The sequence below is a fragment of the Ensifer sp. 38_S197 genome (assembly GCF_056924495.1).
This window is the reverse complement of sequence record NZ_JBXOVZ010000002.1, coordinates 2,953,304-2,971,000: the sequence shown is the minus strand read 5'-3', so window position 1 is coordinate 2,971,000 and position 17,697 is coordinate 2,953,304. Positions and strand designations below refer to the sequence as shown.

The window sequence follows — 17,697 nt, the reverse complement described above, 5'->3', positions numbered from 1 at the left end:
CTCTCGCCCGTGCCCCTTGGTTAGGATGCGGCGTCCTTGCGCTCGAGACCTGTGACCTTTTCTACGAAGTCGGCGATCGCGTTCGTGTCATCGAGGTCGAAGACAGGCAGTTCGCTATCGGAAACCGGGTGATCGGCCGCGATCGCGCAGATGTGCGGATCGGTGGGAGCCAGAGGCTCGCGGTTTGCCGATTCCAGCCGGCGGGCCTCGATCTTCGGGATCGGTTCGCGCTTGTAGCCCTCGACGAGCACCAGATCGCAAGGGGCGAGCCGCGCAAGGATGTCCTCGAAGCTCGGCTCCGGCGCACCGCGCAATTCGTGCATGATCGCAAAGCGCGTGCCGGAGACGATGGTCACCTCATGGGCGCCGGCCTCGCGGTGGCGGTAGCTGTCGGCGCCCACCTTGTCGATGTCGAAGTCATGGTGCGCGTGCTTGACGGTGGAAACCACATAACCGCGCTGCGTCAGTTCGCTGACGAGCCGCACCATCAGCCCGGTCTTGCCGGAGTTCTTCCAGCCGGCGATGCCGAAGATCTTCATGGCGCTCATGCTTTGCTATCCTCGAAGAAGCTCAACCATTCCCGCGCCTCAGCGAGATCCTCAGGCGTGTTGATGTTGAAGAAGGGATCGAATGCGCCTTTCGATGTCATCATGACAGGAAAATCGACCGTTACCGAGGCATGGCGTTCGATGAAGGCACGGACGCGGCGTTTCGGGTCGTTCGTCAGCCAGGTCTCCAGATCGTCAGCGAGCGCGACCGGCCAGAGTGCGAACAGCGGATGCATCTGGCCGGCGGATGCCGCTACGGCAATCTGTTGACGTTCCGTCAAGGCGCCGGCCAGTCGTGCGACGAGATCGTCCGGGAAGAAGGGCGTGTCGGTCGGAACGGCCACGACGTGGGTTGCTTCCGGCGTGGTTGCCGCCGTGTGACGCATGGCCGTCAGCACGCCGGCAAGCGGCCCGAGAAAACCTGGAACCGTGTCGGCAATGACGGGGATATCGCCGACAATCGCGTCCGCTGGTTCGGCATTGAGGTTGACCGCGATGCTCGTGACCTGCGGTCGCAGCCGTTCGACGATGCGCGAAAGCATCCCTTGGCCGCCGAGTTGAAGGTCGGACTTCGGGCTTCCCATGCGGCGCGACAATCCACCGGCGAGGATGACCGCTGGTCGCGGCGCGCTGATTAACGATGGGTCTCTTATCTCCGGCATCGGGATGCTCCTATTCGAGCGGGTCGGTCAGCGAGCGCTGGGCGACAGCTTTCCTGCCGCGCCGCGTCTCGCGATAGAAGGTGTAGAGACCGGAGCCGATGATGACCGCGACGCCGACCAGCATCCAGGTATCCGGCACTTCCGCAAAGAAGAAGATGCCGATGGCGATCGACCAGATAAGGCTGGTGTAGCGGAAGGGGGCGATGACCGAGATGTCGCCGGCGCGCATCGCCAGCACGATCGTCTGGTAACCGAGCATCAGCAGGATGCTCGCGGCGGCGATGTGGCTGAGCGTCGTCGCCGACATCGGCTGCCAGCCGCCCATTGGCTGGATGAGCACGGCGCCGACGAAGGTGGTGACGAGGGAGGTCGATACGGTGATGTAAAGCGACGGCACCTCATGGCCGATGCGGCGGGTGCAGAGATCGCGCGTTGCCGTGACGAACACGCAGGCGACGACGGTCAGCGCCGCCGGAGTGAAGCCCTCGGGGCCGGGTCTGAGCACAATCAGCACGCCGATGAAGCCGGCGATGATCGCCGTCCAGCGCCGCCAGCCGACCGGCTCGCCGAGGAAGAGCGCGGCGCCGAGCGTTACGGCCAGGGGCAGTGCCTGCATGATCGCCGAGGCGTTGGCAAGCGGGATCTGGCCGAGGGCGGAAATATAGGTGACCGAGGCCAGCGCCTCCATGGCGATGCGCAGCAGGATCACCGGCTTCATGAGGGTGCCGAGCGGCCGGAAGGCACGAAACTGCCAGGCGGCGAGCACGACCATCGCGGTCGTCAGCAATCCGCGCACGAAGATGATTTGCCCCACATTCATCGCGCCGGTGACCGATTTGACGAGCGCGTCGTTGCAGGAGAACGTGACCATTGCCAGGCACATGAACAGAATGCCGCGGAAATTGGTGGAGGCTTGCATGCTTGCTGTCCTGCGGCGCCGGCGAGCGGGTCGCTGCCGACGGATGGGGAGGCGAATCCACGGGATGGGATCGCCCAATGTTTAAGCATTGGCCGCGGTCTTGTGCAAACGGGTTCGCATACGCCGGCCGTTTTTCTTTCAGGGCAAGTAGAACGGTTCGAAACGGCCGCGGCTGAACGCGAGCTTATTCGCGGAATCTTAAGTTTCGCTGCCTATCGTCGCCACAATTCCGCATCCATTCGCATGACGCGATCGGCGGGGTGGCGCCGCAGTAAACCTTGCAGGGTGGCCATTCCAGGGATGTCTGCCGAGGCTTGGGAGAGCCTGCGGCAATCGTCCCATCGGTGTTCCCACCAAGAAAAGCCGCCGCGCGGGCCTGCTTCCCATAAGAATAATTCAGGGGTGCGCAATGTCTTTCATCGATCGCCTGCTGCAACGCTTGCGGATCGTCACCAAGGTTCTGCTTTTCGTGGTTCCGCTGGTGGCGCTGATCGCCGGTATTGGTCTCATTGGCTTCTTCACTGCCCGCACGCTCAACGGCCATATGACCGTGACGCGCGAAACCATCAACAATCTCTCGGATTTCCAGGCGCTGCGCAGCGCGCTGCAGGCCTTCTCGGATGCGCCGAGCGAGGAAACGAAAACGGCACTCGCGGGTGAGATCGATGAGCAGGAAAGCGGCGTGAAGGCGCTCGACAGCCTGCTGACGCGCGATCAGGACAAGGCGGAGATCGCGTCCGTTCTGGCGCTGGGGGAGGCGATGCGCGGCCAGGCGGAAAAGCTCTGGGCGACCAAGCTCGAACGGGATCAGGTGACGGCATCCCTGCAAGCGGCACTCGCCGACATGACCGAGCAGGGCAACGGCGCCTATAAGCAGATCGATTTCATCCGTAAGGAATCCGGCGAGAAGGAAGCCTTTGCCAAGGCGCTTCTGTTCGACGCTGCCGCCTATCAGGGCCTCGCTGAACGCATCAAGAAGTTCCGCCTGCCGGTAACGATGGCCGTCAATCCGGATGCCAAGATCGACCAGGCCGGCAAGCTGCTGCCGCATCTGCTGAAGCAGATCGACGAGGCGGAAAAGATCGCCTCGGAAAAGGTGCAGGCGCCGATCGCCGAAGTGAAGGATCAAGCGCTCAAGGTTCAGGCGATCCTTGCCGGCGCCGAGGACAGCGAGGCGAAGAAGAACGCGCTGGTACCGATTCTCGGCAAGTTCTCCAAATATGAAGCAGACTTTGCCAAGGAGGCGGCCAAGAATTCGGACACGGCCGCCAAGCGCTTCGTCGGCATGGATGCCGAGATCTCGCAGCTCAAGACCCTGATCACGCTGATGGGCGACACCTTCAAGGGGCTCGACAGCACGCGGCTGCATATCAGCGAGCTGCATCGCAAGCTCGATGCGGCCGGCCGCGAGCCGGTCATGGCCGACATCGAGGCGGTTCGCGGAACGGCGGCCAAGCTCGGCGAACTCGGTGGCAAGAACGCGGCTCTCCGTGACCTGCCGGTCAAGCTCGGCCCCTCGCTCGACGACATCGCCAAGGACACCGCAGCGCTGATCGACGTCGGCAGCCGCTGGCAAGCGGCGAAGGCGGAGGCGTCGGCGCTCGTCGCTGCCGCCAGCACCACGCTCGAAAGCTTCGTCAGCAGCGCACAGGAAGCCGGCAAGGTCGACAGCCAGCGTTCGGCCGACGTTTCGATCGTCGCCATGATCGCCGGCACGCTGCTTGCGATCATCGGCGGCCTGATGCTGGTCGAAACCCTGCGTGGTCCGCTGAAGCGGGTGACCGAAACGATGACGCGGCTTGCCAGCGGCGACCTCGATGTCGCCATCGAGGGCCGCAACCGCGGCGACGAAATCGGCGATATGGTGCGCTCCGTTGCAGTGTTCCGCGACAATGCCGTCGAAAACGTGCGGCTGGGGCGCGAGGCGGAAGCGGCACGCGCGCTTTCGGCCGAGGAGGAGGCGCGCCGCGCCGCGGAGCGTGCCCGGGTCGAGGCCGAGCAGATGCAGGCGCTGAATGCGCTTTCAGACGTTCTGGCGGCGCTTGCCGACGGCAATCTCGAGGAAGGCATGGCCGAGGATCTGCCCGCCGATTACGTGATCATGGCGCGCACCTACAACAATGCAGTTGAGGCGCTGCGGGCGACGCTTGCCGACGTGCGTGTCGTCACCGGCGAGATCACCGGCGGCACCGGCAACCTTGCGTCGTCGGCCGACGACCTGGCGCGCCGCACCGAGCAGCAGGCGGCAGCGCTCGAGGAAAGCTCGCGCGCGCTTCGGCAATTGACGGAGATCGTTCGTGCGACGGCGGAAAGCGCGCGCAAGACGACCGTCTCCGTTGGCGAGACCAATACCTATGCCAAGCATTCCGGTCAGGTGGTGGCCAAGGCGATCGATGCGATGGCGGAGATCAACCGCTCGTCGGAAAAGATCGGCACGATCATCGGCGTTATCGACGAGATCGCCTTCCAGACCAACCTTCTGGCGCTGAATGCCGGCGTCGAGGCGGCGCGGGCGGGCGAGGCGGGCCGCGGCTTTGCCGTCGTGGCGCAGGAAGTGCGCGAGCTTGCCCAGCGTTGCGCCGGTGCGGCCCGCGAGATCAAGGGGCTGATCTCCGTGAGCTCGGCACAGGTGAGAAGCGGCGTGGCTCTGGTGCAGGAAACGGGCGATGCGCTCACCGTCATCAACAGCCACATCACCACGATCCACGAGCTCGTCAGCAACATCGAGGCCTCGGCCGCCGACCAGTATACCGGCCTCAACGAGGTGAATTCGGCCGTGCACGAGGTGGAACTGATCACGCAGCAGAATGCCGCGATGGTCGAGGAAAACACCGCCGAGATCCACGGGCTGCGCCGGCAGGTGGAAATGCTCAACGAGAAGATCGAGCGCTTCCGCACCGGTACGGACGGCATCGGTGGGCAGGCGCAGGGCCGTCGCAGCTACGCGGCTTAGGTTTTGGCTCGGCCTTGGGTGCGACGATCAATCTTTGAAGGCGACGTCGTGCGGATCAGCCCGTCTCCTCGGGTTTAACCCGAGGACTAACTAACCCTCTCCCCGCAGGCGGGGCGAGGGGACGTGCCCAGCGCGCGGACTTTACCTGCAATCGCCGTTGCGCGTCCACATGCGCACTCTCCGATGTGACGCTGCGAGAGAATGAGGCGGTGCCTCGTATATCCTTCTCCCCGCTTGGCGGGGAGAAGGTGCCGGCAGGCGGATGAGGGGCGCCTGCCGGCTGTCATTTCCAGGAAGTTCTGAAAGCTCAGCCGCCGGTGACGCTCATGTGGCGGGCGACGGCGGGGCGGTTGTGCTCCCGGTCGATGATGAAGTCGTGGCCCTTTGGCTTGCGGCCGATCGCTTCGTCGATCACCTGGCTCAAATAGGCATCGTCGTCGGAGGCGCGGAGCGCCGTGCGCAGGTCGGCGGCGTCGTTCTGGCCGAGGCACATGTAGAGCGTGCCGGTGCAGGTGAGGCGGACGCGGTTGCAGCTTTCGCAGAAGTTATGCGTCATCGGCGTGATCAGGCCGAGCCGTCCGCCGGTCTCGGCGACTTCGACGTAACGCGCCGGGCCGCCGGTGCGATAGGGAATGTCGGAGAAGGTGAATTGTTCTTCCAGTTGCCGGCGCATCTCGGAGAGCGGCATGTAATGGTCGGTGCGGTCTTCTTCGACCTCGCCCATCGGCATGGTTTCGATCAGCGTCAGGTCCATGCCGCGGCCGTGGGCCCAGCGCATCAGGTCGGGGATTTCCGCGTCATTGAAGCCTTTCAGCGCCACCGCATTGATCTTGACCTTGAGGCCAGCCGCCTGGGCCGCATCGATGCCTTCCATCACCTTGGCGAGATCGCCCCAGCGGGTGATATGGTGGAATTTCGCGGGATCCAGCGTGTCGAGCGAGACGTTGATGCGCTTGACGCCGCAATCGACGAGCTCGGTTGCATATTTCGCAAGCTGCGAGCCGTTCGTGGTCAAGGTCAGTTCGTCGAGCCGACCGGCCTCGATCTCCTTGCCGAGCTCGCGCACCAGAAACATGATGTTCTTGCGCACCAGCGGTTCGCCGCCGGTGAGCCGAAGCTTGCGCACGCCCTTGGCGATGAAGGCGGAACAGAGCCGGTGCAATTCTTCGAGCGTCAGAAGATCCTTCTTCGGCAGGAAGGTCATGTGCTCCGCCATGCAATAGGTGCAGCGGAAATCGCAGCGATCGGTGACGGACACGCGCAGATAGGTGATCGCTCGACCGAAGGGGTCGATCATCGGAGCGGTTTGCTGCTCGATCGGCATGGCGCCGATTCTGTCTATCGTGGCTGTGTTCAAGCGTCTTTCTCCCAGCCCTTTCAATGTCGTTGCTGAGAATGGTCGCGTCAAGGCGCATACTGTCGCAAAGTGTTGATCGGAAGAGCGGGGTAATTCACGCGGCAATGCGGTGCGTCACTTTATCCCTGGGCCGGAATCGGTTTGAAGATGAAATAGATGGCGAAACAAGGCACTGCCTTTGCAGCCCAGAAACAGGAGCAGGCAATATGAGTGAAATCTGGCCGACGGAACTGCGTGTCTCCAAGGATCGCCATCGGCTTGTCATTACCTTCAACGATGGCACATCCTTCGATCTCTCGGCGGAGATGCTGCGGGTGCTTTCGCCGTCCGCCGAAGTGCAGGGACACGGCCCCGGGCAGCGGGTGACGGTGCCCGGCAAGCGCAACGTGCAGATCATTTCCGTGCAGCCGACCGGCAATTATGCGGTCCGCATCGGTTTCGACGATTTCCACGACACCGGCATCTTCACCTGGAGCTATCTGCGTGAACTCGGCGAGAAGGGCGAGGAGCTGTTCGCCGCTTACGAGCAGGAACTCGCCGACAAGGGCATGTCGCGTGACAAGGCGGAGAAACCGCGCTGACCATTACAGCGCCGCGCGTCTTATCCGACGCGCAAAGGTCGCTGTAGCACTTTGAATGCTGCATGTTTTTGTCCTTAAATCGGTTCCGATTCAAGGAAACATATTGCGGTACGTTAGGCCAGTTCGCCTTCTTCCTTGAGCAGAATGCCGATCAGCCGCTCCATGGACTGGGCGACGATCATGCATTCCTCGATCGGTGCGCCCACCATCGATTTCTCGATCAGCGCCGTGTGGATTTCCATGGCCGCCTCGGTCAGCGTGCGCCCCTCCGGCGTCAGCGACAGCCGCAGCACCCGTTTGTCCTTCTCGTCACCGCGGCGCAGGATCAGCCCGCGCTTCTCCAATTGCGGCAGCAGCATGCTCATGTTGGAGCGGCCGACCAGCAGCTTGCGGGCCAGCTCCTGCTGCGAGATGCCATCGAACCGATAGAGATTGATCAGGATGTCGAGATGCGGCGGCTTGATGTCGAGATGGGCGATCTCGCGCGTCAACGTCTGCTGCATGAGCTGGCAGGCGCGCGCCACGGCGATCCAGCTACGGAAGCGGGGATGGTCCCAGGGAAAATGGTGTTCGTTCGTCACTTGATTTTTGTTCAACGTTGTACAATTATGTTCAGCATTGAACATAATAAGAGATTCCCACTATGGCATCCTTTGCGATCAAGGTCATCCGCCACGCGCTGAAAGGCGTGGCAGCGCTCTCGCCGGAGACGGCTGGCAGCCTGGCTTTCAAGCTTTTCAGCGTCACACCCGGGCGAAAGCCGAAAAACGCCAAGGAAAAGGCGGCACTTGCCGCGGCAGAGCCAGTGATCGCCAAGGCAAAACCGGTGACGCTCTCCTATGCCGGCGGCTGGGTACTGGCGCGGCAGTTCGCGGCGCCGCATGGTGCGGCAAACGCCAAGCGCATCCTGCTCGTGCACGGCTGGGGATCGCGGAGCGACTACCTCGCCGCGATGATCGATGGCTTGGTCAAAGGCGGCGCCGAGGTGGTGACACTCGACTGGCCGGGGCATGGCGGTTCGCCGGGACGGACGCTCACCATGCCCGCGGCGGTCAGGGCGATCGATGCCGCCTGGCGGCATTTCGGCAATTTCGACGTCTGCGTCGGTCATTCCTTCGGCGGCGCAAGCCTTGCCTGTGCGGCGGGCGGCATCGTCTGTGACGTGCGCAGCCATGTGGCGAAGAAGCTGGTTCTGATCGGCGCGCCGAGCGAGATGACCTGGCTTTTCAAGGGATTCGGGAAGGTTCTTCGCCTAGCGCCGAAGACGCAGGCTGCCTTCGAAGGTGTCGTCGAGCGTCTCTCCGGCCGCCGGCTCGAGGAATTCGACGCCGCGCGGATCATCGGCATCCTGGCCGTGCCGACGCTGATCATCCATGCCGAGGACGACAAGGAGGTCGCGGCCGATCATGCGCGCCGCTATGCAGCCGCAGGGCCGAATGTCGAGCTCCATTGGGCAAACGGCCTCGGCCATCGCCGCATCGTTTCGGCCGCCCCCGTGATCGCGCGGATCAACGCCTTCATACACGCGGAAGATCAAAAAGCAGCCGCCTGACACTTTTTCGTTGCTGCCGTCATCAGACTGTCATGCTATCGGTCGAAGGGTCGCTTTGGCGGGATCTTTCGGTATTGGAGGACGGCATGTCGGTCATCACCTCGGTCGAGGAACTCAACGCGCTCTATGGCGGTGTCAGCGAAGCTTCGGTGGCCAAGGTCACCAGGACGTTGACGGCGGAGTATCGGCTGATGATCGAGGCTTCGCCCTTCTGCGCGCTCGCAACCGCCGGGCCGGAGGGGCTCGATTGTTCGCCCCGTGGTGACGACGCTGGCGTGGTTCGGATCGCCGACGACAAGACGGTGCTGCTTCCCGACTGGCGCGGCAACAATCGGGTCGATTCGCTTGCCAACATCGTGCGCGATCCGCGCGTGGCGCTGATGTTCCTGATCCCCGGCTCGAACACGACGATGCGCATCAACGGCACGGCCGTCGTCAGCATCGATCCGGCGCTTACCGATAGCTTCGAGGTCGACGGCAAACACCCGCGCAGCGTCATCGTCGTGACCATCGGCGAAGTCTATTTCCAATGTGCGCGCGCGGTGATGCGGGCGCAGCTCTGGAACCCCGACCGTTTCCTCGATCCGGCAACGCTGCCGACGCCCGGCACGCTGCTGAAGGCTGCCAAGGCGGATTTCGACCGCGAAACCTATGACCGCGAATGGCCGGAGCGCGCCGCCAAGACCATGTGGTAGGCTGCCGTCAGGGCTGGCCCGTACGGTCGCCCATCAGCGAGGCGCGTGGGTGGAGGCGAGGGTGCGGCGGCAAGGTCTGACAGGTGCATCTGCCATCCTCTTCGCGCTCGCTCCCTTGGCCGACATGGCGACGGCTGCCGAGCCCACGCTTTCGGAGAAACTGCGCCTGCTGGCTGCAGCCTATCCTGAAGCAATCGAGCGGATCGACGCCAATACCCTGATCCTCAGCGACGGCGGGCCGCCGCTTGAGATCGACGACGGCAGGAAGAAGAGCCACGCCGAAAAGCTGGCCGCGGCCGATGTCGAGGACAGCCTGTCGCAAATTTATCCGCTGGGTGCCTGCGCGAAACCACCGGCCGTCGATTTCGAACCTGGACGCATCCGCAGCGAGGCGCTCCTGAAACGGCTCTACGGCGGCACGGCCAAGGCAGTGAGCCAGAATCTCGTCACCGTCGATTGGTTCGGCGAGCGGCTGCGGGTCACGCGGAAACACGGCGCCGCGGAGGCACTAAAAGCGGTCGCCGCCGACCTCTCGCCGCATGCCGGCCTGAAGCGCTATCTCAGCCCAAGCGCCGGCACCTTCAACTGGCGGCCGATTGCCGGCGCCGCCACGCTTTCGGTCCATAGCTTCGGTGCGGCCATCGATCTCAACACGGAGTTTGCCGACTACTGGCGCTGGGCCGGGAAGGCGAGTGGCGGCGCGCTGCGATATCGCAACCGCTATCCGCTCGATATCGTCGAGATTTTCGAGCGTCACGGCTTCATCTGGGGTGGCCGCTGGTATCATTTCGACACGATGCACTTCGAGTACCGGCCGGAGCTGATTGCGATCGCGCGGGACGCGGGGGCTGATGCCTGCGGCCGCTAACCGGTGAGGTTTTTGCCACAAGCTCAATCGCGAACGATGACCGTGGCGCCGATCTCGACGCTGGCATAGAGGTGTTCGACATCCTCGTTGGCCATGCGAATGCAGCCGGACGACATCGCCTTGCCGATCGACGATGGCTGGTTCGTGCCGTGAATGCGGTAGATGGTGGAACCGAGATACATGGCGCGTGCGCCGAGCGGGTTGTCGATGCCGCCCCTCATGCTGGCTGGCAGGATCTTGCCCTTCTTCGCCTCGCGGGCGCGCATTTTTTCCGGCGGTGTCCAGGTCGGCCATTCTGCCTTGCGGCTGACCGTGTTGGTGCCAGTCCAAAGGAAACCGCTGCGGCCGACACTCACGGCATATTTGACCGCAACGCCGCCACCCAGGACGTGGTAGAGACGGCGCTCGGAATTGTCGACAATGATCGTGCCCGGGGCCGCTGCTTCGTTGAAGGCAACCAGTTCGCGCGGGATCGGCGACTGGCCGACGTCGCGGCGCGCGGCTTTCGACTTCGCGCCGCTTTTTGACAAGATCTGGAGCGAACTCGTCTTGACGGCGGCGCTGTCGAGCGAAGCGACGGTGATCGGCGCGTCGTCCGCGGCTTTCGCCGACGTGGTGACGGCTGCAAGGAAGCTGGTGGCGATCAGAGCTGCGAGAATGGTCTTCATGGTGGTCCCCTCGGTAGCGGGAACCGCCCGCGCCTGTCCTCGCGCGGTTGTTCCCCGTTGAGGAGAGTTCTAGCGGTTGTGGCGAAAAGCGGGTGTTTCCAAAGGAACGCGGCTCTCAAACGCAAATGGCGCCTGGGATGGGCGCCATTTGTAAGTGTAGGGCCAGGATATGGATCAGCGCCGGTAGATCAGCCAGTTGCGACCGGATTCCTTGCGCATGCCGTCCTCGAAGAGAACGGTCTTGTTGCGCCCGCCATTCTTGGCCGAATAGAGCGCGATGTCCGCCTTGTTGTAGAGATCGACAGGGTCTTCGGCCGCCGTCGCCATGCAGACACCGACGGAAAGCGTGATCGGGCCGTAATTGACACCGGTCTTCGAGTTCCGGAAGGGCGTTGCCGCAAGCACGGTGCGGATGCGATCGGCGATCTGCAGGCATTCTTCCTGGGTGCTGTCGCCGAGGATGATGGCGAACTCCTCGCCGCCGGTGCGGGCCACGAAGGCCTCGCGGCGCAGGTTGGCGCGAAGCACGCCGCCGACAGTCGCGAGGATCTTGTCGCCGACCGGATGGCCGAAGGTGTCGTTGACCTTCTTGAAATGGTCGATGTCGGCAACGAGCAGGCCGGTGAAGTTCTTGAGATGCTCGCTGTTGTAGACCGCGGCCAGATTGTCGTCGAAGGCGCGGCGGTTGGCGAGGCGCGTCAGCGAATCCGTGTTGGCGATGCGCTTGTACTCGTCGAGCTCCTGCCGGATGACCTCCATCTCGAAGGATTTCTGCACGACCGTCTGCACACGCTCCTTGCCCTGGCTCATCGTCTCGGCCGTCGCTTCGGTCAGGATGCCGATCGCATGGCGCAGGATATCGGCGCTGGAAGCGCTCTTGCTGATGATGTTGACATAGGCCTCGTCGAGAACCTTGTTGTAGTTCTCGAGCGCGTATTGCTCATCCTTCAGCAGGGTGACGAGTTCGGCAAGCTTGGCTGCGAGCGTGGTGTGGGCGCGCTCGATGCCGGTCGGGCGGTGGATATGGCTGAAATATTGCGCGCCGATCGCGTCCAGCTCTTCCTGGGTCGCGCGGCTGCCGAGGGCCGCAAGCTCCTTCGAGAGCTGCGGGTTGGAGCCGAGATAGGCTTCGTAATAGAGCTCGTAGTTGCGGGGGATAGGCGCCACACCCATCATGCGCATGGCATGGGTCACTTGCGCTGCGATATCGGGCGTTTGAGCTTTGCCCGAGTTTGCCGTTTGCATGTGCAAATCCCCTAATATTAATCACTGCTTATGGGTTATGATTTTTAGGGGCAAATGATTTGCGAAGTCTTAATATTTGCCGCCGCCGCGCACCGCCGTTCGATCGATTGCGGCCGTTTCGCCGACCTATCCTTGCGTTTGCGGCTTGTAGCCACGGCGCCGGTGAGGCGCCGTGGTGTGTCAAAATGGATCAGGCCGGGCTGATCATCGTCTCCGGGCGCACGATCGCGTCGAACTCTTCGTTCGTCACGTAGCCGCCGCCGACGGCTTCTTCGCGCAGCGTCGTGCCGTTCTTGTGCGCGGTCTTGGCGATCTTGGCGGCGTTGTCGTAGCCGATCTTCGGGGCAAGCGCGGTGACGAGCATCAGCGAGCGGTCGAGCGCCGCCTTGATGTTGTCTTCGCGTGCCTCGATGCCGACAACGCAGTTGTCGGTGAAGGATACGGCCGCATCGGCGAGCAGTTGCACCGACTGCAGGAAGTTGTAGGCCATCAGCGGGTTGAAGACGTTGAGCTCGAAATGGCCCTGGCTGCCGGCGAAGGTCAGCGCCGCGTGGTTGCCGAAGACCTGGACGCAGACCTGGGTCAGCGCCTCGCACTGGGTCGGGTTGACCTTGCCGGGCATGATCGACGAGCCTGGCTCGTTTTCCGGCAGCGACAGTTCGCCGAGACCGGAGCGCGGGCCGGAGCCGAGGAAGCGGATGTCGTTGGCGATCTTGAAGAGGGCTGCGGCGGTCGCGTTGATCGCGCCATGGCTGAAGACCATGGAATCATGGGCAGCGAGTGCTTCGAACTTGTTCGGCGCCGAGGTGAAGGCGATGCCGGTGATCTTGGCGATCTCTTCGGCGACCTTCTCCGCAAAGCCGACGGGCGCGTTGAGGCCGGTACCGACGGCCGTGCCGCCCTGGGCGAGTTCGCAAAGGCCCGGGAGCGTCATCTCGATGCGCTTGATCGAGGAAGCGACCTGGGCGGCGTAGCCGGAGAATTCCTGGCCGAGCGTCAGCGGGGTCGCGTCCTGGGTGTGGGTGCGGCCGATCTTGATGATATGGTCGAAGGCCTTGACCTTGGCTTGGAGCGCCTGGTGCAGGTGCTTCAGCGCCGGCAGCAGGTCATGGATCACCCGTTCCGCGCAGGCGATGTGCATCGCCGTCGGATAGGTGTCGTTCGACGACTGGCTCATGTTGACATGGTCGTTTGGATGAACCGGCTTCTTCGAGCCCATGACGCCGCCGAGCAGTTCGATCGCCCGGTTCGAAATCACCTCGTTGGCATTCATGTTCGACTGGGTGCCCGAGCCGGTCTGCCAGACAACGAGTGGGAAATGGTCGTTGAGCTTGCCGTCGATCACTTCCTGCGATGCCTTGACGATGGCATCGGCGATGCTCGAATCCAGACGGCCAAGCGCCTGGTTGGTGCGGGCGGCAGCCTGCTTGACGATGCCGAGCGCCCGGACGATCGAGGCCGGCTGCTTTTCCCAACCGATCTTGAAATTGCCGAGCGAGCGCTGGGCCTGAGCGCCCCAATAGCGGTCGCTTGCCACTTCGATGGGGCCGAACGTATCTGTTTCCGTGCGCGTCGATGTCATCGTGATACCTGCCTTGATCATGCGGTTCATGAAGCCTGGGCGAGGGGGGCCGCGCGGCGGATCTCCCCAGGTGCCGGGCCTCTCTCTGCCCCGCCTGCCGAAGCTTGTAAAGGGGCGGGGCGCGGCTTGCCATGCTACAATCGTTTGAAACGTTGCGGTGCAACAAGGCGGCCCCGGGGCGAGCGTGATTCGCGCGCTTCCGGCTCGCTGGCGCCGTTGTGATGTTTCGGTCACAGGCGCGGTGTTCTTTTCGGGCGACGATCGGCCATTGCGGCCGGCCCATGATCTCCTGCTGAAATAAAATCCATGTGGATCAAACTTTTATCCCCCTTCGAACGTTATGGAATCGAGGCGTTTGCTGGAAGGAAGAAGAAGGATCCAGGTCGATGTTCGCGGGCGCGTTTCCTTTTCATTCACCATCCTTTTCTATAACTTTCAGTGCACGAGGGCGTGGCGAGAATCTGGCTTCAGCCGAATTCGGCGACAACGCGATACGGGGACGTAGTTTCATATGAGAGTAATTAAGACGGCAGCGATCGTGGCGCTCATGAGCGGCTGTGCGATCGCGACCATAGATGCGCGGCCGGCTTCGGCCTTCTCGCTCGCCGATTTCATCCGGGCTGGCAGAAAGAAGCCGGATTCCGCCGAACAGACTCAGCCAGCCCAGCCGCTCCCCGGCATGGGCGGAATGATCGATCCGCAGCAGAACTTGGCCGCCAGGCCGCTGCCGAAGGTGACCGGGCCGAAATACTATACCTACAAGGCCGAAGCGCTGCGCCGGATCGCGACCGACAAGCTGCTCGACCCGGTGGTGACCGGCTCCGTGCGCAACGGCGCACTGCCGCCCATGCTGCGCATGCCGCTTGCCGATGCGCGGCAGTTCCTTCCGGAAATCAACGTGCGTGCCGCGGGCGACGTCGCAAAGGCGATCGAGGCCCATTACGGCGCGCGCATGGATTACATCTGGATTGGCGCCGAGGGCGTGAATGCCAAGGCGAAGGCGGCGATCGCCGTTCTCGCCGATGCCGCCAAGGTCGGCCTCGATCCGCAGGATTATGCCGTCAGCGTACCGGCCGACAGCTTCGATCGTGGTGACATGATCGCGCGGGAAAAGGAGCTGCTGCAGTTCGAAATCGCGCTGTCGGCGGCAACGCTGACCTATGCGCAGGACACGGTGCGCGGCCGCATCGATCCGAACAAGATCTCCGGCTACCACGACTTCAAGCGCAAGACCGTCGACCTCACGTCGCTTCTCGACAAGCTGTCTGCGAGCGCCGACGTCGCCACGCTTCTCAACGACCAGAACCCGAAGAGCGCGCAATTCGCAGCACTCTCCGTCGAACTGGAGAAGCTGAGGGCGGAAACGGGCGCCGAGCAGCGCGTCGAGATCGCGCCCGGCACGCTGCTGAAGCCGGGCCAGAGCAATCCCGAACTCGCCAATATCATTGCCGGCATTCGCCTCAAGGGTTCGGAAGCGCTGAAGGCCGAACACGCGGCGGTTCTTGCCGCCTATCAAGGCACGCCGGAATACACGCCGGAACTGGTCGCGGTGGTCGAGACCTTCCAGAAGGAGCACGGGCTGAAGGCCGACGGCGTCGTCGGCCAGGCGTCGGTACGCATCCTGACGGGCGGCGACAGCGTGGCGAACAAGATCAACAAGCTCGAAATCGCCATGGAACAGGCGCGTTGGCTGCCGGATGGCCTCGGCGACCGCTACGTCTTCATCAATCAGCCGGCCTTCACCGCCACCTATGCCGACCAGGGCGCCGAGCAGTTCTCGATGCGCGTGGTCGTCGGCTCGAAGACGAACCAGACCTACTTCTTCCAGGACGAGATCCAGACCGTCGAGGTCAATCCGTATTGGGGCGTGCCGCAGTCGATCATCGTCAACGAGATGCTGCCGAAGCTCAGGAGCGATCCGAACTACCTCGATCGCATGGGCTACCAGGTCGAGATCGGCGGGCGGCCGGTTCCGTCGGCGTCGGTCAACTGGAACGGCTCGACCGCTTCGATCGCCGTGCGCCAGCCGCCGAGCAGCGACAATGCGCTCGGCGAGCTGAAGATCCTGTTCCCCAACGCGCATGCGATCTACATGCACGACACCCCGTCGAAAAGCTTCTTCAAGCGCGACAACCGGGCACTCAGCCACGGTTGCGTGCGGCTTGCCGATCCGCGCCGCATGGCGGCCGCCGTGCTCGGCACGAGCGTCGAGGATGTCGGCAAGGAGATTGCCGACGGCCGCAACAAGGCGCTGCAGGTTCCGGTGAAGGTGCCGGTTTATGTCGCCTACTTCACGGCCTGGCCGAACAAGGATGGCGTCGTCGAATATTTCAACGACGTCTATGAGCGCGACATGTACATGAACCGCGCCCTTGACGCGACGCGAGACGCCCGCAGGGCCGAAGGCTAAGGCATAAGAATGGAAAAGGCCGCGTCGAGCGGCCTTTTCTTTGCGACTATCGGGCTTCGAGCAGAGCCGAGACCAGTTCCGGCGTTAGCTCATCGAAATGGCCGATGACCTTCGTCGGCTCGAGGCTTTCGACGGGCACGTCGGAGTAGCCGAAAGGAACCGCGATCGACGGCACCGCGGCATTGCGGGCGACGAGGAAGTCGTTGAGGCTGTCGCCGACCATCACCGAGCGTTCGGCCAGGCCGCCGGCATTGGTGACGGTTCTCAAGAGATGCTCGGCATTCGGCTTGCGCACTTCGAACGTGTCGCCGCCGGATATCGCGGCGAAGCGTTCGATCAGTCCCAGGCGTTCGAGCAGGCGCTTTGCCAGCTTTTCCGGCTTGTTGGTGCAGACCGCCAATTTGAAACCGGCGCCGGAGAGGCGGTCGAGTGCGTCGATGAGGCCCGGATAGGGCAGCGAATCGCCGGGCATCGAGCCGTGGTAGAAATCGACGAACTCCTTGAGCTGCCATTCCAGCACGTCTTCAGCGAGCGGCTTTTCCCGGAGCGCGAAGGTGCGTTCGATCATGGCGCGTGCGCCGTGGCCGACGAGGTGGGTCAGGTCGGCATAGCCGACCGGCGCGATGCCGGCCTGGGTCACTGCATGGTTGAGGCTCGCGACCAGGTCCGGCGCGGTATCGACAAGCGTTCCATCGAGATCGAAGACGACTATGGGAGATGACACCGAAAAACCTCATGGCACCGGAAACGTTGCCGTTCGGGTAGGCGAAGTGACGGCAGAATGCAATGGGGAGTACACCTCGCAAGCGGTGCGGATTCCTTGGCGGCAATTTCATTTTGACTTTTGTTTGCGTCGCCGGGCGTGTAAGTGTCTCAGCGGAAAACGGGCGCGCGGTTCGCAGTTTGGAGCGAAGCCGTCCGTCGGCATTACAAGGGAGCGACTGGCGCATGGACGCCCGCGAAATGAAAATCAAAGCCGCGGCTGCGGCTCTGGAATATGTCGAAGACGGCATGCGCCTCGGCATCGGTACCGGCTCCACCGCTGAGGAATTCGTCCGGCTGCTGGCCGAGAAGGTTGCGGCCGGCTTCCACATCGAAGGCGTTCCCACTTCGGAGCGCACGGCGCGGCTCTGCCTCGAACTTGGTGTGCCATTGAAGTCGCTCGACGAGTTGCCGGAACTGGATCTGACGATCGACGGCGCCGATGAGGTTGATGGCCGGCTGCGGCTGATCAAGGGCGGCGGCGGCGCGTTGCTGCGTGAAAAGATCGTCGCAAGCGCCTCGAAGCGCATGATCGTGATTGCCGACGAATCGAAGGTCGTCGACGTCCTCGGCGCCTTCAAGCTGCCGATCGAGGTCAACCCCTTCGGTCAGGTGGCAACGCGGATCGCGATCGAGAAGGTCGCCGCGCGCCTCGGCCTTTCCGGCGAAATCGCCGTGCGTCAATCCCATGACGGCGCCTTCAAGACCGACGGCGGGCACCTCATTCTCGATGCATCTTTTGGCCGTATTCCTGATGCAGATGCGCTCGCGGGAGAGCTGAATGCCATTCCCGGCGTCGTCGAGCACGGGCTTTTCATCGACATCGCGTCGCTGGCGATCATTGCAGGGCCGGAAGAGGCACGCATTCTGACTGCGTCCTGAACCGGCTCCCGAC

Annotated in this window: 16 protein-coding genes; 7 read left to right on the top strand and 9 right to left on the bottom strand. The window is 63.2% G+C overall.

Annotation, left to right across the window (positions count from 1 at the left end):
* Window positions 1-20: 20 nt before the first annotated feature.
* From mobB to AC1Z3V_RS27395, 3 genes are read right to left on the bottom strand one after another with little or no spacing between them, the layout of a single operon-like run.
* Window positions 21-548: a molybdopterin-guanine dinucleotide biosynthesis protein B gene (mobB, locus tag AC1Z3V_RS27405; RefSeq protein ID WP_483502857.1), complete on the bottom strand. Its 528-nt coding sequence runs from the start codon at window positions 546-548 to the stop codon at window positions 21-23.
* Entirely contained in the window at window positions 545-1,210 is a 666-nt protein-coding gene (gene mobA / locus AC1Z3V_RS27400) for a molybdenum cofactor guanylyltransferase MobA (protein ID WP_483502856.1), read from the bottom strand. The genes mobB and mobA overlap by 4 nt, the downstream gene beginning before the upstream one ends.
* Before the next feature lie 10 nt (window positions 1,211-1,220).
* Window positions 1,221-2,129 carry a DMT family transporter gene (locus tag AC1Z3V_RS27395; protein WP_483502855.1) on the bottom strand — a complete coding sequence of 303 codons (909 nt, stop codon included), beginning with the start codon at window positions 2,127-2,129 and terminating at the stop codon, window positions 1,221-1,223.
* Between the two features lie 409 nt (window positions 2,130-2,538).
* Here AC1Z3V_RS27395 and AC1Z3V_RS27390 point away from each other — a divergent pair, with 409 nt between their 5' ends.
* Window positions 2,539-5,082, top strand: coding sequence for a methyl-accepting chemotaxis protein (locus AC1Z3V_RS27390; protein WP_483502854.1), 2,544 nt, complete (start codon window positions 2,539-2,541; stop codon window positions 5,080-5,082).
* A 307-nt stretch (window positions 5,083-5,389) separates the two neighbouring features.
* On the opposite strand, the gene moaA is transcribed toward AC1Z3V_RS27390, so the two are convergent.
* Window positions 5,390-6,439: a GTP 3',8-cyclase MoaA gene (gene moaA / locus AC1Z3V_RS27385; RefSeq protein ID WP_429815708.1), complete on the bottom strand. Its 1,050-nt coding sequence runs from the start codon at window positions 6,437-6,439 to the stop codon at window positions 5,390-5,392.
* Between the two features lie 206 nt (window positions 6,440-6,645).
* On the opposite strand from moaA, the gene AC1Z3V_RS27380 reads away from it, so the two are divergent.
* A complete protein-coding gene (locus AC1Z3V_RS27380) occupies window positions 6,646-7,020 on the top strand; it encodes a gamma-butyrobetaine hydroxylase family protein (protein WP_483502852.1) in 375 nt (124 codons plus the stop codon).
* A 113-nt stretch (window positions 7,021-7,133) separates the two neighbouring features.
* On the opposite strand, the gene AC1Z3V_RS27375 is transcribed toward AC1Z3V_RS27380, so the two are convergent.
* Window positions 7,134-7,616, bottom strand: coding sequence for a MarR family winged helix-turn-helix transcriptional regulator (locus AC1Z3V_RS27375; RefSeq protein ID WP_429815702.1), 483 nt, complete (start codon window positions 7,614-7,616; stop codon window positions 7,134-7,136).
* Window positions 7,617-7,663: 47 nt separating this feature from the next.
* Between AC1Z3V_RS27375 and AC1Z3V_RS27370 the strand changes: the two genes are divergently transcribed.
* The 3 genes from AC1Z3V_RS27370 (at window position 7,664) to AC1Z3V_RS27360 (ending at window position 10,135) form a co-directional block, all read left to right on the top strand.
* Window positions 7,664-8,572 carry an alpha/beta fold hydrolase gene (locus AC1Z3V_RS27370; RefSeq protein WP_483502851.1) on the top strand — a complete coding sequence of 303 codons (909 nt, stop codon included), beginning with the start codon at window positions 7,664-7,666 and terminating at the stop codon, window positions 8,570-8,572.
* A gap of 86 nt (window positions 8,573-8,658) precedes the next feature.
* Entirely contained in the window at window positions 8,659-9,267 is a 609-nt protein-coding gene (locus AC1Z3V_RS27365; protein ID WP_483502849.1) for a pyridoxamine 5'-phosphate oxidase family protein, read from the top strand.
* A gap of 61 nt (window positions 9,268-9,328) precedes the next feature.
* Window positions 9,329-10,135, top strand: coding sequence for a M15 family metallopeptidase (locus AC1Z3V_RS27360; RefSeq protein ID WP_483502848.1), 807 nt, complete (start codon window positions 9,329-9,331; stop codon window positions 10,133-10,135).
* 23 nt (window positions 10,136-10,158) lie between these two features.
* Here AC1Z3V_RS27360 and AC1Z3V_RS27355 read toward each other — a convergent pair whose 3' ends face one another.
* The 3 genes from AC1Z3V_RS27355 to fumC all read right to left on the bottom strand — a co-directional run bounded on the left by AC1Z3V_RS27355 (window position 10,159) and on the right by fumC (window position 13,630).
* Window positions 10,159-10,803: a L,D-transpeptidase gene (locus AC1Z3V_RS27355; RefSeq protein ID WP_483502846.1), complete on the bottom strand. Its 645-nt coding sequence runs from the start codon at window positions 10,801-10,803 to the stop codon at window positions 10,159-10,161.
* Window positions 10,804-10,977: 174 nt separating this feature from the next.
* A complete protein-coding gene (locus AC1Z3V_RS27350; protein WP_483502844.1) occupies window positions 10,978-12,048 on the bottom strand; it encodes a GGDEF domain-containing protein in 1,071 nt (356 codons plus the stop codon).
* Window positions 12,049-12,238: 190 nt separating this feature from the next.
* Complete coding sequence (fumC, locus tag AC1Z3V_RS27345; RefSeq protein ID WP_483502842.1) at window positions 12,239-13,630, bottom strand: class II fumarate hydratase; 1,392 nt, start codon at window positions 13,628-13,630, stop codon at window positions 12,239-12,241.
* A gap of 511 nt (window positions 13,631-14,141) precedes the next feature.
* On the opposite strand from fumC, the gene AC1Z3V_RS27340 reads away from it, so the two are divergent.
* On the top strand, window positions 14,142-16,040 hold the full coding sequence (locus AC1Z3V_RS27340) for a L,D-transpeptidase family protein (protein ID WP_483502840.1): 1,899 nt from the start codon (window positions 14,142-14,144) through the stop codon (window positions 16,038-16,040).
* 46 nt (window positions 16,041-16,086) lie between these two features.
* Here the strand turns inward: AC1Z3V_RS27340 and AC1Z3V_RS27335 are convergent, their stop codons facing one another.
* Window positions 16,087-16,764, bottom strand: coding sequence for an HAD family hydrolase (locus AC1Z3V_RS27335; RefSeq protein ID WP_429815679.1), 678 nt, complete (start codon window positions 16,762-16,764; stop codon window positions 16,087-16,089).
* A gap of 224 nt (window positions 16,765-16,988) precedes the next feature.
* Between AC1Z3V_RS27335 and rpiA the strand changes: the two genes are divergently transcribed.
* A complete protein-coding gene (gene rpiA / locus AC1Z3V_RS27330; protein WP_483502838.1) occupies window positions 16,989-17,684 on the top strand; it encodes a ribose-5-phosphate isomerase RpiA in 696 nt (231 codons plus the stop codon).
* The last annotated feature ends 13 nt before the right edge of the window (window positions 17,685-17,697 follow it).

Bases quoted from the DNA above. Each gene is read 5' to 3' on its own strand.
- mobB (WP_483502857.1), bottom strand. From the start codon at position 548: ATGAGCGCCATGAAGATCTTCGGCATCGCCGGCTGGAAGAACTCCGGC.
- mobA (WP_483502856.1), bottom strand. From the start codon at position 1,210: ATGCCGGAGATAAGAGACCCATCGTTAATCAGCGCGCCGCGACCAGCG.
- AC1Z3V_RS27395 (WP_483502855.1), bottom strand. From the start codon at position 2,129: ATGCAAGCCTCCACCAATTTCCGCGGCATTCTGTTCATGTGCCTGGCA.
- AC1Z3V_RS27390 (WP_483502854.1), top strand. From the start codon at position 2,539: ATGTCTTTCATCGATCGCCTGCTGCAACGCTTGCGGATCGTCACCAAG.
- AC1Z3V_RS27380 (WP_483502852.1), top strand. From the start codon at position 6,646: ATGAGTGAAATCTGGCCGACGGAACTGCGTGTCTCCAAGGATCGCCAT.
- AC1Z3V_RS27370 (WP_483502851.1), top strand. From the start codon at position 7,664: ATGGCATCCTTTGCGATCAAGGTCATCCGCCACGCGCTGAAAGGCGTG.
- AC1Z3V_RS27365 (WP_483502849.1), top strand. From the start codon at position 8,659: ATGTCGGTCATCACCTCGGTCGAGGAACTCAACGCGCTCTATGGCGGT.
- AC1Z3V_RS27355 (WP_483502846.1), bottom strand. From the start codon at position 10,803: ATGAAGACCATTCTCGCAGCTCTGATCGCCACCAGCTTCCTTGCAGCC.
- AC1Z3V_RS27350 (WP_483502844.1), bottom strand. From the start codon at position 12,048: ATGCAAACGGCAAACTCGGGCAAAGCTCAAACGCCCGATATCGCAGCG.
- fumC (WP_483502842.1), bottom strand. From the start codon at position 13,630: ATGACATCGACGCGCACGGAAACAGATACGTTCGGCCCCATCGAAGTG.
- AC1Z3V_RS27340 (WP_483502840.1), top strand. From the start codon at position 14,142: ATGAGAGTAATTAAGACGGCAGCGATCGTGGCGCTCATGAGCGGCTGT.
- rpiA (WP_483502838.1), top strand. From the start codon at position 16,989: ATGGACGCCCGCGAAATGAAAATCAAAGCCGCGGCTGCGGCTCTGGAA.